18 protein-coding genes and 1 tRNA gene are annotated in these 14,988 nt (G+C 35.2%); 11 read left to right on the forward strand and 8 right to left on the reverse strand.

The features are described 5' to 3' along the window. Positions 1–269: 269 nt before the first annotated feature. The 8 genes from LBD46_04200 to LBD46_04235 all read right to left on the reverse strand — a co-directional run bounded on the left by LBD46_04200 (position 270) and on the right by LBD46_04235 (position 5,659). Complete coding sequence (locus tag LBD46_04200) at positions 270–848, reverse strand: rubrerythrin family protein (GenBank protein MDR2426365.1); 579 nt, start codon at positions 846–848, stop codon at positions 270–272. Positions 849–874: 26 nt separating this feature from the next. Then, positions 875–1,315 (reverse strand): hypothetical protein, encoded by a 441-nt coding sequence (locus LBD46_04205; protein MDR2426366.1) that lies wholly within the window; start codon positions 1,313–1,315, stop codon positions 875–877. 73 nt (positions 1,316–1,388) lie between these two features. After that, positions 1,389–2,579 carry a flavodoxin domain-containing protein gene (locus LBD46_04210; protein MDR2426367.1) on the reverse strand — a complete coding sequence of 397 codons (1,191 nt, stop codon included), beginning with the start codon at positions 2,577–2,579 and terminating at the stop codon, positions 1,389–1,391. A gap of 22 nt (positions 2,580–2,601) precedes the next feature. Then, positions 2,602–3,105: a ferritin gene (locus LBD46_04215; protein ID MDR2426368.1), complete on the reverse strand. Its 504-nt coding sequence runs from the start codon at positions 3,103–3,105 to the stop codon at positions 2,602–2,604. A gap of 224 nt (positions 3,106–3,329) precedes the next feature. Next, on the reverse strand, positions 3,330–3,704 hold the full coding sequence (gene nifU, locus LBD46_04220) for a Fe-S cluster assembly scaffold protein NifU (protein ID MDR2426369.1): 375 nt from the start codon (positions 3,702–3,704) through the stop codon (positions 3,330–3,332). A gap of 78 nt (positions 3,705–3,782) precedes the next feature. Further along, a complete protein-coding gene (locus LBD46_04225) occupies positions 3,783–5,036 on the reverse strand; it encodes a cysteine desulfurase (GenBank protein ID MDR2426370.1) in 1,254 nt (417 codons plus the stop codon). Positions 5,037–5,047: 11 nt separating this feature from the next. After that, positions 5,048–5,206, reverse strand: coding sequence for a rubredoxin (locus LBD46_04230; GenBank protein ID MDR2426371.1), 159 nt, complete (start codon positions 5,204–5,206; stop codon positions 5,048–5,050). 42 nt (positions 5,207–5,248) lie between these two features. After that, on the reverse strand, positions 5,249–5,659 hold the full coding sequence (locus tag LBD46_04235) for a transcriptional repressor (GenBank protein MDR2426372.1): 411 nt from the start codon (positions 5,657–5,659) through the stop codon (positions 5,249–5,251). 156 nt (positions 5,660–5,815) lie between these two features. Between LBD46_04235 and LBD46_04240 the strand changes: the two genes are divergently transcribed. The 11 genes from LBD46_04240 (at position 5,816) to LBD46_04290 (ending at position 14,424) form a co-directional block, all read left to right on the forward strand. Next, positions 5,816–6,727 (forward strand): peptidylprolyl isomerase, encoded by a 912-nt coding sequence (locus LBD46_04240; GenBank protein MDR2426373.1) that lies wholly within the window; start codon positions 5,816–5,818, stop codon positions 6,725–6,727. A 25-nt stretch (positions 6,728–6,752) separates the two neighbouring features. Further along, positions 6,753–7,811 (forward strand): SurA N-terminal domain-containing protein, encoded by a 1,059-nt coding sequence (locus tag LBD46_04245; GenBank protein ID MDR2426374.1) that lies wholly within the window; start codon positions 6,753–6,755, stop codon positions 7,809–7,811. A gap of 3 nt (positions 7,812–7,814) precedes the next feature. Further along, positions 7,815–8,735, forward strand: coding sequence for a 4-hydroxythreonine-4-phosphate dehydrogenase PdxA (pdxA, locus tag LBD46_04250; protein MDR2426375.1), 921 nt, complete (start codon positions 7,815–7,817; stop codon positions 8,733–8,735). Positions 8,736–8,784: 49 nt separating this feature from the next. Further along, positions 8,785–9,213, forward strand: coding sequence for a ribosomal protein S18-alanine N-acetyltransferase (gene rimI / locus LBD46_04255; protein MDR2426376.1), 429 nt, complete (start codon positions 8,785–8,787; stop codon positions 9,211–9,213). Further along, on the forward strand, positions 9,214–11,421 hold the full coding sequence (locus LBD46_04260) for a tetratricopeptide repeat protein (protein ID MDR2426377.1): 2,208 nt from the start codon (positions 9,214–9,216) through the stop codon (positions 11,419–11,421). Then, positions 11,387–12,238: a 4-(cytidine 5'-diphospho)-2-C-methyl-D-erythritol kinase gene (gene ispE, locus LBD46_04265; GenBank protein ID MDR2426378.1), complete on the forward strand. Its 852-nt coding sequence runs from the start codon at positions 11,387–11,389 to the stop codon at positions 12,236–12,238. Before LBD46_04260 ends, ispE begins: the two co-directional genes overlap by 35 nt. Before the next feature lie 26 nt (positions 12,239–12,264). After that, a complete protein-coding gene (locus LBD46_04270) occupies positions 12,265–12,573 on the forward strand; it encodes a SpoVG family protein (protein MDR2426379.1) in 309 nt (102 codons plus the stop codon). Between the two features lie 44 nt (positions 12,574–12,617). Beyond that, positions 12,618–12,688: transfer RNA gene (locus tag LBD46_04275), tRNA-Gln, on the forward strand. A gap of 299 nt (positions 12,689–12,987) precedes the next feature. After that, positions 12,988–13,587, forward strand: coding sequence for a restriction endonuclease subunit S (locus LBD46_04280; protein MDR2426380.1), 600 nt, complete (start codon positions 12,988–12,990; stop codon positions 13,585–13,587). Positions 13,588–13,591: 4 nt separating this feature from the next. Further along, a complete protein-coding gene (locus LBD46_04285; GenBank protein MDR2426381.1) occupies positions 13,592–14,248 on the forward strand; it encodes a site-specific DNA-methyltransferase in 657 nt (218 codons plus the stop codon). Next, positions 14,245–14,424 (forward strand): hypothetical protein, encoded by a 180-nt coding sequence (locus LBD46_04290; protein ID MDR2426382.1) that lies wholly within the window; start codon positions 14,245–14,247, stop codon positions 14,422–14,424. Before LBD46_04285 ends, LBD46_04290 begins: the two co-directional genes overlap by 4 nt. Positions 14,425–14,988 lie beyond the last annotated feature (564 nt).

Consider the following 14,988-nt stretch of genomic DNA (forward strand, 5'->3'; position numbering starts at 1 on the left):
ACTTTTAAAACCTTTCTCACTACCCACAACGCATAATCCGTAAGGTAGTGTGTCAAAGCCATAGTACTTTAAAACTGCTATAATCTATCAGAAAAATTTTTTTCAAGATGTCAAGGGATTTATTTAGACTATAAATTTTAGTTATAGTTAAAAAGAAGCTTTTTTGTAACTTATTAGCCTGCAAAGCAAGCGCTGTCTTCCGCATTTAAACCCGTTAAGCCGAGTTCCGAAAAGAATTTTTTCGGAACCCGGACTCGTTAATTTGCAGCTTAAAAATTGTCTGCCAACTCTTCCATAAATGACTGCGGGTGAAGGCAGGCCGGGCATTTTTCAAGTGCTTGTTTACCTTCATAAACATATCCGCAGTTACGGCATTTCCATCTTATAGGAGCATCTTTTTTGAAAACTCTGTCATTATCCACATTGTCAAGAAGTTCCAGATATCTCGTTTCGTGATGCTTTTCAACTTCGGCAATAAACTTAAAACAGGCCGATATTTCAGGGAAACCTTCCGACTCAGCAACCTTTGCAGCTTCAGGATAAAGTTTTGAATGCTCTTCATTTTCTCCCATAGCGGCAGCTTTTAAATTTTGCGCTGTAGTGCCTATTTTTCCGGCGGGATACATTGCGGTAATTTCAAGGTCTCCTCCTTCCAAAAATTTAAAAAATCTTTTTGCATGTTCCTTTTCATTATCCGCAGTTTCCTGAAAAATGGCCGAAATTTGCTCAAATCCCTCTTTCTTTGCAACAGATGCAAAATAAGTGTACCTGTTTCTAGCCTGCGACTCCCCCGCAAAAGCCTCAAGCAACTTTTTCTCCGTCTTTGTTCCTTTCAATGATTTTGGCATTTTACGTCCCCCTTTAATAAAATTTTTTAAAGCGTAACTTCGTTATACCAGTCTCCGTGCAAATTACATTTTTCAATTATCTGAATTTTTCCTTTTGTACCTTCTTTAAGATGCACTACGGACGCAGGGTTTACATTCTCCGAAATATCGGTTGAAGCAATATATTTATTGTCATGATAAAACACGATTCTGACAATATGATGCTCGGCAAGCGACGGATGAAGTATTTCGCCTACTTTTACATGAACGTCTACACACCCTTTTCCTTCAATCAACCCGCATTCTTCTACGATCGTAATCGCCGGAATATGTTTTTTTTCACTCTCCCCATTTTCAGACTTATACTCAGGCGTCTTATACGCGTTTTCTTTTTCGGAAAACATATTTGATAAGTGACATACAGGACAAACGTCCGTTTTTCCATCTAAAGACACATACCCGCAGACTTTACATACTAAACCTTTCATTTTCTTTCCCCCGTATTGTTTTATTTACTGCTGATAAGGCATGCAAAATCATAAAAAAAACGGTGCATTCGTTTTACCCTTTTATTTTCAATGCGAACTCTTTTCCGGTTTCATAACATTTTTTGAGTTCTTCATCTGAAGGTGCATAGACGGCTCTTATGCCGTCCAAAGTTTTTTCTATTCCAGATTGCATAAAAATTTCTTCGATATTTTTCACGCCCTCACCGCTCCATCCGTAAGATCCGAAAGCAAAAGCTTTGCGTCCTTTGGGCTTGAAACCTTTAAAATAATGTAAAAAACTCGCTATGATAGGAAGCATGTCGTTATCGTGCGTCGATGAACCAAAAACAAATCCTTTGGCATCTAGCATATATGCCGCCAAATCGGTTTTATTGCATTTCATAATGTCAAACAAAAAAGCTTCAACGCCTTCCGAAGTAATGCCTTCAAGAATCTTTTTTGCCATTTCATATGTAGAATTCCACATCGTTTCATAAACTATGGCAACTTTGTTCACTGTTGAATTTGCCGACCAAAAAAGATAATCATCCCAAATTTTTGAAATATGGCTGCGCCATACCAAACCGTGACTCGGAGCAATCATATCTATAGCAAGATTTAATTTTTTAATCGCGTTAAGTTTTATCGTGATAAGATTTCCAAAAGGCCAAAGTATGTTTGCATAATATTTTTTTGCTTCTTCCATTAACACGCTGTGATCTACTTCATCGTCAAAAATCTTATTTGTGGCATAATGCTGACCGAACGTGTCATTTGAAAACAAAATTTTATCGAAAGATGAATAAGTAAGCATGCTGTCAGGCCAATGGATCATTGGAACGTCGATAAATTCCAAAGTTCTTTTTCCTATATTTATGTTCTGCCCGAACTTTACCGTGACAAAGTCTCCGCATACTCCGTAATATTTAAGCAGCCCCTGCCTGCTTTTTTCTGTACCGTAAACTTTTGCATTAGGACACAGTTTGATTATTTCCGCAAATACTCCTGAATGATCCGGCTCTATATGATTTATAATTATCATCTCAATTTTTGAGAGAACTGTAATCTGTTTTATGTTTTCAATAAAATCTTTTGCAAAATCTTTACAAACCATATCTATAAGTGTTACCTTTTCATCAAGAATAAGATATGAATTATACGTTACACCTCTGTTTGTTCTATAAGTGCTTCCGTGAAAATTTCTTGTGCCCCAGTCAACACATCCTACAGAATATACATTCTCTTTAATCAAGCGAGCCGCCATTTTTAATTCTCCTTAATTATTTTCAGTCTTTTTTTCTTTTTCCCAGCTGTCTGTCTATAAATAAGAGGCTTCCTTTAGAGTTGATTGTCATTTCCAGTTGCGCAATTATCGTTTCGACCGCAGACTCTTCTTCAACCTGTTCATCGACAAACCACTGAAGAAAAGAAAGAGTTGCATAGTCTTTGTCTTCATTGGCAATATTGACCATATTGTTTATCAGACCTGTAACATATTTTTCATGATTAAGCGCATCTTTATACATGTCAAGCGCAGTATTCCATTCATGCGGCGGCTGGTCTATCTGTAAAAGTTTTACTCTAGCGCTTCTTTCCGTCATGTATTTAAAAATTTTATCGCAATGAGAAAGTTCTTCTTCATACTGATACCTGAACCATTGCGCCATACCAATAAGATTTATGGCATTGCAACAAGCCGACATCGACAAATAAAGATATGCCGAAAAATATTCATTTCTGATTTGTTCATTTAAAGCGTTATACATTCTTTCGGAAAATTTTCCCATCATAATAAACCTCCTATTGCAAATTTATTTTTTGTTACGGATAGAAGCGGCAAGACAAGAAGGGCATTCATCATATTCAGCCGCATAACGTGCTTTGCAGCGGGCACATATTTTTATTTTTTCATTGGGAATAATACCGCACAATCTGCAAAACCCCGGATGGAAACAACCCATTTTAAGTTCCGTTTCACAATGCGGGCAGGAGCAACTTTTTATTTTCCGCATAATTATTTACCTTTGGATTTATAATTTTCTATTGCTTTATGCAAAGCGGCGGCACCTAAATTTGAACAATGCATTTTGTTCGGAGGTAATCCGCCTAAAGCTTCAGCAACTTGAGCATTTGTAAGCTGCATGGCTTCGTCAAGCGTTTTGCCTTTAGCCATTTCTGCTACCATTGAAGATACAGCGATCGCGGCGCCGCAGCCAAAAGTTTTAAATTTAACGTCTTCAAGTATATTATCTTTAACTTTAATGTAAAAAGTCATCATATCGCCGCATATGGGATTACCGACTTCTCCTATGCCGTCGGCATCTTTTATTTCTCCGACATTACGTGGGTTTGCAAAATGATCCATAACTTTTTCCGAATAGAACGCCATCTTTTTTTCTCCTCAAAACTGCCGTTTTAAAAACAATTTTATTTTATAACGCAAATCTTAAATCGCTTAAAAAAATTATCACTTCTCATCGCAAATATCACAGTGTTCATGGTCATTATCGTCATAATCCGTACCAGGTCCTGCTTTCATTCTGCTGCCTGTTTTAAGAAAATGTGAATATAGCGGTGACATATCTCTCAGTTTTTGTACAACAGGGGGAAATTCTTCAATTAGATAATCTATCTCTTCTTCGCTATTGTATTTTGAAAGCGTAAACAAAATAGAACCCTGCCCTACGGCGACATCCACATTCATTGCGGTTAAAACATGAGAAATTTTAAGATTTTTATTTGCACACGCAGAACCGCTTGCTGCCATAATTCCTTTTGCATCCAACAACAAAAACAGAGCTTCACCCTCAACAAATTCTATCGAAAAATTTATGTTTCCCGGAAGACGGTTTTTCTTGCTGCCGTTGAGATAAATGTAAGGGATTTTTTTTGGGAGTTCTGAAATCAGCTTATCCCTGAGATTTCTCATTTTTTCGGCATTTTTCACCATTTCAGATTTTGCAATCTCGCAGGCTTTTGCAAATCCTGCTATAGCCGCAACATTTTCTGTTCCTGAACGTTTCGAATTTTCTTGAACCCCGCCTTCAATCTGTGGCGTAATTTTTACGCCTTTTTTAAGATAAAGCGCAGCCGCGCCTTTTGGCCCGTACATAACGGAAGCGGAAAAAGTTAACGCGTCAACACCGAAATCTGCTGCATCAATGGGAATCGTCCCACATGCACTTACCGCGTCCGTATGAAAAAGTGCTTTGCTTTGAGATTTAACTATTGAGACAAGTTTTTTGATATTTTGAATTGTGCCGACTTCCGGGTTTGCAGTCTGGATTGACACTAAAATCGTATCATTTTTCAACGATTTTTTAAGTTCTTCCTCAAAAATGTTTCCCTCCTTGTCAACCGGAAGATAAGTTATTTCAAAACCGTCTTTTTCTAGTCTTCTTGCCGCATTCAATATTGAAATATGTTCTATGGCGGATACTATTATATGCTTGCCTGACTTTTTATAAGCGTCCGCAATACCTTTCAGCGCCAGATTATTTGATTCCGTCGCGCATGAAGTAAAAATTATTTCTTCTGGCTTAATGTTTATTAATGTGGCAACCTGTTTTCTGGCTTCTTCAACAGCATTTTTTGAAACCGAACCCAAAGAATAAATGCTTTGTGGATTACCATAATAATCCAAAAAATACGGTTTCATTGCTTTAAAAACATTTTCGTCAATTTTTGTATTTGACTGATTGTCAAAATAAATCTGTTTCATCATCGTTTCCTTTATATCTTTTCAAACATTTCCTTGCTTACGCCGCAGATAGGGCAAGTCCAATCATCGGGAATTTGCTCAAAAGGCGTTCCCGAAGCTATTCCTGAATCTGCATCACCTGTTGTAGGATCATAAATATAACCGCAGGCCGAACATTTCCATTTTTCCATAATTTTCCTCCCCCCATAAAAATTACTTCAATTTCAATTGTATTATCCTTTTTTATTATCACTTTTGCAAGCTTTGCAAACGCCGCTGTAACAGATAAAAACATCCTCTACTTTATGCCCATCAATAGCGTGTTTTAAAATATTTTTATAGCATATTTTCACATCGTATATTCTTCCGCATTTGCTACATACAAAATGGCAATGAGGTTCGGTATTCGCATCAAAACGCATTTCGGAATTCTTCATTTTAATACATTTTATTATTCTTTCTTTGACAAGTTTATTAACCGTATTATATATAGTAGTTTTGGAAACCGTGGGAATATCTTTAACTATCCTTTTATAGATATTATAAGCCGTAGGATGGGAATCAGTATTCATAAGAAATTCTAATATCTTCCTGCGTTGAAAAGTCTGCCTTAAACCTAATGATAAAAACTTATTTGTAATCATTACAATTTATAATTATAGCAAATAATTTTATTCTGTCAAACTTTTTGCCGCAAGTGGAGGGCGATTTTTAACCGATTTTTTAATGTTTGACTAAATTTTTATAAAATAGTATTATTGAAAAGTATTTTGTTTCAATAAATAAAAGGAGAAGTGTTGATGAAAAAGATATTATTGTTATTGGTACTTGCCATATTTGTTCTGTCCGCTTGTAAAGAAAAGGCTATTGTAGTTGCAAAAGTGGGTGGAACGGAAATAACGGACAAAATGCTTGCCGGAAAATTACAAAACACGCCTCCCGCATACCAAAATTACGTAAATACAGCTTTGGGAAGAAAACAATTCGTTGAAGCCATAGTAAGAGAAAATATTATGATTGAAGCTGCCAAACAGGCCGGCGTAAGTAAAAGAAGCGAATATATAGAAACTTTGGCGGATTTCAAACGCGAACAAGAACGACAATATAATGAATACCGTGATGGCCTTTTGATAGAGACATATCTCAGGGAAATACATACAGGAATAACGGCAAACGAATCGGATATTGAACAGTATTATGCGGAAAATAAAGCAATTTTTGATGCGCCGATAGAATATATGGTGAAACATATTCTTGTTACGGATAAATCTGAAGCGGAAGCCGCTTATGCAAGACTTGAGAAAGGCGAAAAGTTTGACGATGTCGCAAAAGAAATTTCACAGGATACGGGTTCCGCGGCAAACGGCGGTTTAATAGGACCTTTTAAAAGGGGAGAGCTAGTTGCAGAATTTGAAAAAGCCGCGCTTGAACTTAAAAATAATGAGTTGTCCAATATAATTGAAACTTCTTACGGATATCATATAATCTTTAAAGTTTCCGAAAATAAGCTTCCCAATATACAGTACGAACAGGCAAAACCTGAAATTAAGAGAATTTTAGAAAAAGAAAGGTTTGACAAATGGTTTGAAGACACAAGAAAAAAACTTGGTGTGACTGTCGATGAAGTTAAAGCTAGAGCTGTAACAATTATACCACAGATGGAAATTAATGAGTCTAAACTGCCTGCAAACAACGAATTTTCGGAAAATTAAAAGAATTTTAATAGGAGAATGGGAAATGGTAAAAAAATTATTGTCGGTGTTTATGTTATCGGTATTTGTAACGTGTAATGTTTTTGCAGTTGATTCAGATGTGGATAAAACAATTGCGGTAGTTAACAATGAACCTATAATGGCTTCGGAGTTTAACAAAGTTCTTATTCCAATGCTTGAACAGTATAAACAGACGGTTCCTGTTTCAGAGCAAAGCGAAGCTAGAATTAATGAATTTAAGAAGGCCTTGCTTAATCAGAGAATAGAAGACATTCTTTTAAAACAGCAAGCAAAAAAAAATAAAATAAAAGTTTCCAAAAAGGAGCTTGGAGATGGTATTGCCCAGATAAAAAAAAGATTTGCCAACGAAGCCGAATTTAATGCAGAACTTAAAAAAGAAGGCATTACGGCGGCAGAATTCGAAAAAAGGATTGATGAACAGATGTCTGTCATGAAACTTATCGAGCAGACAATGAAATCAAAAACAAAAACTCCCGATGAAACTCAGGTAAAGAATTTTTTTGATTTGGTGCAGGTTAAAATGAAAGGCGGTGAAACGGGTCTTTCTAAAGAAGATGACGATATGGTTGCAAATGTTGCCAATTTCATTAAAAGAATGTCCTCGGAACAGGTAAGACTTAGACAGGTTTTTGTAAACTCGCCCAAAGGTTCGCCTGCGGAAGAAGTTAAAGCTGCCCAATCAAGAGTTGAAATAATAAAAAAAGCCGTTAAAAGTGGAGATAGTTTTGCCGATATAGCCGCTAAATATTCCGAAGATCCTGCTTCAAGAGCTAGAAACGGAGATATAGGCATAGTCGTTAAAGGCGATTTGCCTGTAGAAATAGATAAAGTTATTTTTAATATGAACGTTGGCGAATACACAAAAGATCCCATTAAGACAGATAACGGTTATCATTTCCTAAGAGTCGAAGAAAAGAGAGCCAGTAAAGCCTTTACTTTTGATGAAGTTAAAAATGATATAGGCGAACTTCTTTATCAGAATGAAGCAAAAAAAGCTTATGCGGCATGGATGCAGGAATTGAAATCAAAAGCTAATATAAAAGACAATTCAGATTGGAAGTAAAAAATGTCTAAACCCCGTATAGCGATTACACTGGGAGATCCTGCGGGAATAGGACCGGAGATAGTTTTCAGGGCTGTAAATTCTTTGAAAGTTAAAAGAGTTTGCAGCCCTGTGATTTTTGGCGATAGGCAGAATTTGAATAAATATTTCAAAAGCCGTAAAAACTGCGAATTGATTGAAAGCTCTTTTGTAAAGAAAAAAATATACATGGGCAGGCCTTCGGCTTTAAGTGGGAAAGCGGCTTTATCTGCGATAGAAAAAGCCGTTGAAAGCTGTGTGAAGGGATACGCAGAAGCTCTTGTTAACGCGCCGGTATCTAAAGAATCGTTTAAACTTGCCGGCTCAAATTATCCCGGACATACCGAGCTCTTGGCAGATTTAACCAATAGTAAGGAAGTTGCGATGATGATGGTTTGCGGTAAAATTTGCGGTGCAATGGTTACGCGGCATATTCCTTTATCCGCCATATCTTCAAATATTAAAACGAAGGATATAGTTGGAACAGTAATGATTGCACACGCTTTTTTTAATAAACGCGGTAAAAAAAATATAAGAACGGTTTTATGCGCTTTAAATCCACATGCCAGCGATAACGGCATTTTAGGCATAGAAGAAAAGAAATTTATTTTTCCAGCTTATGAAATTTTAAAAAAAGCTGGTATTGACATATCAAAACCGCAGCCGGCAGATTCGGCATGGCTTAAAACAAAAAATGGCGAATACGATTTAATCTGTACGATGTATCACGACCAGCTGATGATACCTTTGAAATGTATAGATGCTAAAAAAATAGTTAATGTTACGGCGGGATTGCCTTTTGTCCGCACTTCTCCCGGTCACGGAACGGCATTCGATATAGCAGGAAAAGGTAAAGCATCGCCAGATTCAATAATAGAGGCAATATTATATGCGGCAGGGAAGTGATAGCAGAAGGTTAGTAGAAATTTGGAAGTTTTTATTTAATAATAAAATTATGAAAATAGAAGATTTTTCAAACGATCTTATAGATGATATCATGAAGATTGAATGGAAATCATTTAAAAAGGCTTGGACAAAAGATATGTTTTTAAGTTCCGCTTCAAATAAAAACACACATTTTAAAGTTTATTTTGAAGATGGAAAAATCGCGGGTTTTTGTATATATTGGACATTTTCCGGTGAAACTGAAATACTTAATATTGCTGTTGATCCTGATTTCAGAAGGCGCTCGATAGCCAAAAGTATGTTAAAATATATGGAAAATGATGTTAAAAATGAAAAATCGCGGACAATTTTTCTTGAAGTAAGACATAGCAACGCCGCCGCGATAAATTTGTATCTTGGTTTTGGATTTGAAAAAATAGGAATAAGAAAGAAATACTATATTGATGAAGATGCTATAGTTTTAAGGAAAATAATATAAATGAAAAAAATTATTTTTGTTATAATTTTTATAATTATTGCGCATCCGCTGCCGGCAGCTTCAGCAGTAAATTACAATGCGTATAAAGCTTATTTAAAAGCCGTGATGGCGGTAAAGGCAGGAGAATTAAATACCGCCGTAAAAGAATATGAAAAAGTAATTTCGCTTGATCCCGAAGCTGTAGCGGCGTATAAAGATTTGATGTACCTCTATTGGCAGGCGGGAAACAATAAAGAAGCTTTTGAAACGGCCGAAAAAATATATGCTCTTGACGTCGAAAACCCTAAAACTACAAATTATATAGCCACTTTTTATCTTGTGGCAAATCAACCCTACAAAGCAAAAAATTTCCTAAATAAAACGCTTGAATTGGATCCCGATAATGAAACAGCGACAATATATCTTGCTGCATATTATTACTCCGACAACAAACTTGAAAAGTCTGCCGAGTATTGGAATAAATATCTTCAGCAGCAGCCGGATTCATCCATAGGATATTTGCAGCTTGGAATGATTCAAGAAAAACTTAACATGGAGCAAGAGGCTTTAAAATCGTATGATAAAGTTATAGAGTTAAAACCAGAAGCAAGAGAAGCTTATCTTTCAAAAGCAAGAATTTATGAAAATATTAAACAAATTCCACTTGCTATTGTGGAATACGAAAAATATATTAAAGTTTTTCCCGACAACGTTTATGTGTTAATGTTTCTGGGAAGATGTTATTTTGAAAATAACGAATATGTGAAAGCCAGAGCCAGTTTTCTTAAAGCTAAAAAAGGTTTAAGCACAGCTGAAGCCGAAATGGTTTATTATTGGCTTGGGATAACTTATGAAAAAATGGGTGATATTGAAAAAGCGGCAGCAGAATTTGAAGATCTTTTAATAAAACAGCCAGACAATATTTCCATAATCGCAAGGCTCGGATATTATTATTCGCTTTTAAAACAGTATTCCAAAGCTGACAAAAAATTTCAGCTTGCTTCGTTAAAGGAACCTCTAAATTATGAAGTTTTATATCTTCAAAGCCTGAATTATACCGACTGGGCAAAATATGATAAAGCTATTAAAACTTTGGAAAAAACCATAAATTTAAAACCTGATTTTGACGATGCTTATTTTTTTCTCGGAGGCGCTTTTGACAAAAATGGGAATTTCGAAGATGCGGAAAAAGCTTTTCTACAGACGCTTGAAATAAATCCTGACCACACCAAAGCGATGAACTATTTGGGATACTCCTATGCAGACAGAAATATTAAACTTGCCGAAGCCGAAATTCTGCTCAACAAGGCGGTAAGTCTGGAGCCTCAAAATGCGGCTTATCTTGATTCTCTGGGATGGCTTTATTATAGGCAGAAAAAATATGAACTTGCAAAAAAATATATAGTTATTGCGGCGAATTTTACTAGAGATGCTTTAATTTATGAACATCTCGGAGACGTATATGTAGAGTTGGGGCAGCTTAACGATGCATGGATAGCTTATGCTCTATCATGCGATTCAGGAGGCGCGAAAGCCGCAGGCAAAAAGCTTAGCATGGTTCAAAGCAAACTTTCGGAAAAAGACTTTTATAATGCCGTTTTGTTCAGGGCAGACAGCAATTATAAAAAGCTTTTTTCACTTAAAGCTGGATACAAAATGAAAATAGGCGTCAGCGGCTATAATGTGGTAAAAGCATATTTGCCTTTTAATTATGTCAAAGGCGAAGGAATAAGTATCGGCGTTCCGTCAAAATTCGTTTTGGCCGGGGCAAATATATATATGAAAAACGGAAATATAGATTTTGTACCTCAGGCAGTAAAGGATCAGATTCCGCAGGAGTTTAATGAAATTCTGGAGTTTGCTTCGGCCGTTTTCACTCCTGATTTTTTTCAGCAGTTCGCGAATAATGTCGTCGGCAAAAAAGGTAAAAAAATTACGTATTTGGCAAATGGTTTTGAACTTGTGTTAAATTCCGACAACGGCAATATAGAAAAAATATCAAAAGGTTCCATTGTTGTATCGCTTTCAAAATATAAACCTTTTTTTAATAGCAAAGTGCCTTATGAGATAAGCGCTGTTTCAAAAATGTTTAAAATTAAATGTGTTTTTGAGGCGGTTAAAATTTCCTCTTTGAACAGTCCTGTTCGCGTCGATAAAAAAGAAATGAATATAAATACAGAAAAAGAGTCCATCGATGAAAGTCAATATCCAAGCTCCAGCGAAAATTAATCTTTATCTTGAAATAACGGGTAAGAGACCGGATGGTTACCATAATTTGGAATCGATAATGCAGACGGTAAGCCTGTTCGATGAAATTACAGTTGAGGACATTCCTGCCGGGATAGAACTGAAATGCGATAATGCACACATTCCTTTGGACAGTTCAAATCTTGCCTATAAAGCGGCTTTAGTGCTGCAAAAGCATTTCAATATACGAAAAGGCGTAAAAATCTCTTTAAAAAAAGTAATTCCAATTGGCGCAGGTCTTGGTGGAGGTTCTTCAGATGCGGCTGCAGTAATAAAAGCTCTTGTGCAGCTGTGGAATATAGATGTGGACAAATCCGTGCTTGAGCGGATAGCTGCAGGGCTTGGAGCGGATGTCCCATTTTTTTTTACAGGCGGAACGGCGGTATGTAAAGGCATTGGTGAAATCGTATTACCAATTACAAATATTAAAAAAATGTCTATAATTTTAGTAAATCCAGGATTTGTCGTTTCAACTCCTTCTGTATATAGAAACATTAAGTTTCCATTGACAAAACCAAGAAAAATTCATATAATTAGAAACCTTATTTGTGGTGGTTCTTTTAATAAAAATGATGCTTTAAAGCATTGCTTTAACAGACTTGAAGAAATTGTGTTTCCAGTGTATCCTGAAATCGCAAAAATTAAAAGCATTATGACTGATTTGGGTTGTGCAAGCCTTATGTCTGGCTCTGGCGCAACGGTTTTTGGCATCTTTGGCTCTGAATCTCAATCAGAAACAATAAAATCTAAGTTGCGTGAATATCACTGGGATACTTGGACGGTTTGTCCGGTTAAGTAAAATCAAATTGATGCAGCGGAGGAGAGATGAAAATAACCGAAGTCAGAGTATTTCTTAAAAATGAAGAAAAACTTAAAGCTTATGCTGTAATTACTTTTGACGGATGTTTTGTCGTACATAATTTGAGAATAGTAAAAGGAAAAAAAGATTTAATGGTATGTATGCCGTCGCGAAAGAAGAATGATGGAACATTTAAGGATATAGCACATCCAATTACAAACGATTTCAGAAGCGATTTAGAAAAGTTTGTTCTTAGAGCATATGAAGATAAAGTTGAAGAAGCGGGAGTTCAGGTAAAATCTCCTCAGGAAGCAGATCCTGCCGAATCCTCATAGTGCAAACCTGAAATACTATAAAAAATCAAAAAAACAAATCTAATTCCGGGATGGTGTAACGGTAGCACAAGGGATTTTGGATCCCTTTGTCTAGGTTCGAGTCCTGGTCCCGGAGTATTCCTTTACTAAACGACCTTTGGCAATTTTGTCAAAGAGTTTTTTTATATGTAAAATCAATACAATTTTTCCCACCTTAGAGTTGGAACCCACAGAAATCAAAATCTGATTTTTTTGCTCCGAGTTTGAACTTTCAAACAATTTAAATACCGCCACAAGTGAAAAATTAACTTTGTTGTTGCCCTTAATTTAGTTAACATGGGTGTTTATGCCAGCTGTGAGTATTAAAATATAAAATGATTACATTTTTATTAAATATAATTATATTTTTATAAATTTTATACTATTATATTTTCTATGAAAACATTAAAATTACAGGACATCTGCACGGACATATTTGCAGGAGCAGCTATTTTTGATAACGACAGACTTTCGCGGGAGTATAAAAATGGAGGATATAGAGTTATCCGATTAGCCGATATTCAAAATAATGAAATTTATTTGAAAGATTGTATGTTTTATAATAAAACCGATTACAAGAAGAACCGATACCTTTTGCAAGACAACGACATTTTAATATCTTCCCGCGGAACTATTTTTAAAGTTGCAATTTATGCCAAAGACGGCAATTATAAGACAATCCCGTCGGGCTTCTTAACTTGTATAAGGATAAACCCAGAATTAGACATCTCTGTCAATTATGTAGCTGCCTGCTTAAGACATAAAGAAAATAGTATAATATCAAAGTGCAAAACGGTAAAAAATATAGGCAACAAGAAGCCAAAAATCCAATTAAAACTTGCAGATATTTACAACATAGAAATTCCAATTGCTTCAAATAAAGTTCAAAAAGAAATAGATAAATTGTCGCAAGAAGTGACAAATTTTTTGAAACAAAGGATTGAAAAAACAAAAAAAATTGAAAATCTGATAAATAATTATCACTTGCAGGAGTAAAATAATGGGAAATTTACAACTATATGGCAATGTCGTTAGAAGGATTTATTATGATGATGCTTTGAGATTATCTAAAATCTCAAACAAGGTTCATTGCGCTGATGCTTTATCTTTTCTTAAAAGAGTGCCTGATAATAGTTTTGATTTAGTTATAACTTCACCACCTTATTTTCAACAACGGGATTATGGCTGCGGCGGTATTGGAAATGAGACTACAGAAGACGAATATATAAATAATTTAGTTCTTATATTCAATGAATGTTCGCGTGTTGTTAAACCAACAGGAGCAATAGTTTTTAATTTAGGAGATAAATATCTTAACGGCAATTTGTCGTTAATCCCTTTTAGAAGAAACGGATTTACAATAATTAAGATAACAGGAAATGCTATGAAAAAAGATTTAATAGAAAGTCCTGTTGAAATAACAAAGGGTAATAAGCATACGGCAGTTTATCCGTTATATATAATACAAGAATTAGTAAAATTGTTATCTAATAGCGACGATATTGTATTAGACCCTTTTTGCGGAAGCGGAACTACTTGTGTTGCCGCTAAAAATCTTGGAAGAAAATATTTAGGGATAGAAATAAACCCTGAATATGTGTCTTTATCAGAAGAAAGAATAAAAGAAGCAGATAATCACGAGGAGTTTTTTATATGAGCGAAAGAGAACTTTTAGAACAGGCATGTAAGGACGCTGTTAAATTGAATGCCGACAATATCCCTGAAGTGATTAAAAAAGACATAGATACATTGATTGCAAATATAGAAAGTAATAAATTTTTGGTTTCTGCTTTGACCTCAAGTCTTTTAAAGAAAATAATAACTCCCAAGTAAGATATTCGTTTGCATAGAACAGATTTTGAAGGCGGCTATTCTGCAAGAGTTTTGGATACCCATATAACATCGCCTTTTTTAAAGACTATTTTCCAAAATATGCCAACAAAGAAAGCGCTTTCTTAACGTTAGCTATAAGAGAAAAAATAAAATGGAATAAAAAAGAAGGGATAAATTTAAAGATACGAAATATAAAACTGAAAGAGGCTTTCTTAAACATACTTGATCAGATAGAAACTTTTAAGACAGAGCCTAAAAAATATCTTGTCTATCTATTTTTAAAACTTATAAAATTATCAGAAAGCAGCGAGGATTTGTTTCAGAAAACGGTTCAACAAAAAACAAAAAATTCAAATAGTTTGAATATCAGTACAATTCTTTCAATGCTTGCAGAATATATTGTGATTTGCGAGAAGACAGCATAGTAAAATTTATTTTAATGAATAATCCGTATCACATACAATTAAACAAAGCTTTATTATTCCAACATCTTCTTAAAAACTAAAATCTCCAATATGTTGTGATATTTTATATTTTTTGATTTTTAAGTCATTATTTGATACA

Origin of the sequence: Candidatus Endomicrobium procryptotermitis, from assembly GCA_031279415.1 — a bacterium.
Taxonomy (GTDB): domain Bacteria; phylum Elusimicrobiota; class Endomicrobiia; order Endomicrobiales; family Endomicrobiaceae; genus Endomicrobium_B; species Endomicrobium_B procryptotermitis.

What these genes read in the sequence shown, in the direction of transcription:
- LBD46_04200 (MDR2426365.1), bottom strand. Translation starts at nt 848, where the DNA reads ATGCCAAAATCATTGAAAGGAACAAAGACGGAGAAAAAGTTGCTTGAG.
- LBD46_04205 (MDR2426366.1), bottom strand. Translation starts at nt 1,315, where the DNA reads ATGAAAGGTTTAGTATGTAAAGTCTGCGGGTATGTGTCTTTAGATGGA.
- LBD46_04210 (MDR2426367.1), bottom strand. Translation starts at nt 2,579, where the DNA reads ATGGCGGCTCGCTTGATTAAAGAGAATGTATATTCTGTAGGATGTGTT.
- LBD46_04215 (MDR2426368.1), bottom strand. Translation starts at nt 3,105, where the DNA reads ATGATGGGAAAATTTTCCGAAAGAATGTATAACGCTTTAAATGAACAA.
- nifU (MDR2426369.1), bottom strand. Translation starts at nt 3,704, where the DNA reads ATGGCGTTCTATTCGGAAAAAGTTATGGATCATTTTGCAAACCCACGT.
- LBD46_04225 (MDR2426370.1), bottom strand. Translation starts at nt 5,036, where the DNA reads ATGAAACAGATTTATTTTGACAATCAGTCAAATACAAAAATTGACGAA.
- LBD46_04230 (MDR2426371.1), bottom strand. Translation starts at nt 5,206, where the DNA reads ATGGAAAAATGGAAATGTTCGGCCTGCGGTTATATTTATGATCCTACA.
- LBD46_04235 (MDR2426372.1), bottom strand. Translation starts at nt 5,659, where the DNA reads ATGATTACAAATAAGTTTTTATCATTAGGTTTAAGGCAGACTTTTCAA.
- LBD46_04240 (MDR2426373.1), top strand. Translation starts at nt 5,816, where the DNA reads ATGAAAAAGATATTATTGTTATTGGTACTTGCCATATTTGTTCTGTCC.
- LBD46_04245 (MDR2426374.1), top strand. Translation starts at nt 6,753, where the DNA reads ATGGTAAAAAAATTATTGTCGGTGTTTATGTTATCGGTATTTGTAACG.
- pdxA (MDR2426375.1), top strand. Translation starts at nt 7,815, where the DNA reads ATGTCTAAACCCCGTATAGCGATTACACTGGGAGATCCTGCGGGAATA.
- rimI (MDR2426376.1), top strand. Translation starts at nt 8,785, where the DNA reads ATGAAAATAGAAGATTTTTCAAACGATCTTATAGATGATATCATGAAG.
- LBD46_04260 (MDR2426377.1), top strand. Translation starts at nt 9,214, where the DNA reads ATGAAAAAAATTATTTTTGTTATAATTTTTATAATTATTGCGCATCCG.
- ispE (MDR2426378.1), top strand. Translation starts at nt 11,387, where the DNA reads ATGAAAGTCAATATCCAAGCTCCAGCGAAAATTAATCTTTATCTTGAA.
- LBD46_04270 (MDR2426379.1), top strand. Translation starts at nt 12,265, where the DNA reads ATGAAAATAACCGAAGTCAGAGTATTTCTTAAAAATGAAGAAAAACTT.
- LBD46_04280 (MDR2426380.1), top strand. Translation starts at nt 12,988, where the DNA reads ATGAAAACATTAAAATTACAGGACATCTGCACGGACATATTTGCAGGA.
- LBD46_04285 (MDR2426381.1), top strand. Translation starts at nt 13,592, where the DNA reads ATGGGAAATTTACAACTATATGGCAATGTCGTTAGAAGGATTTATTAT.
- LBD46_04290 (MDR2426382.1), top strand. Translation starts at nt 14,245, where the DNA reads ATGAGCGAAAGAGAACTTTTAGAACAGGCATGTAAGGACGCTGTTAAA.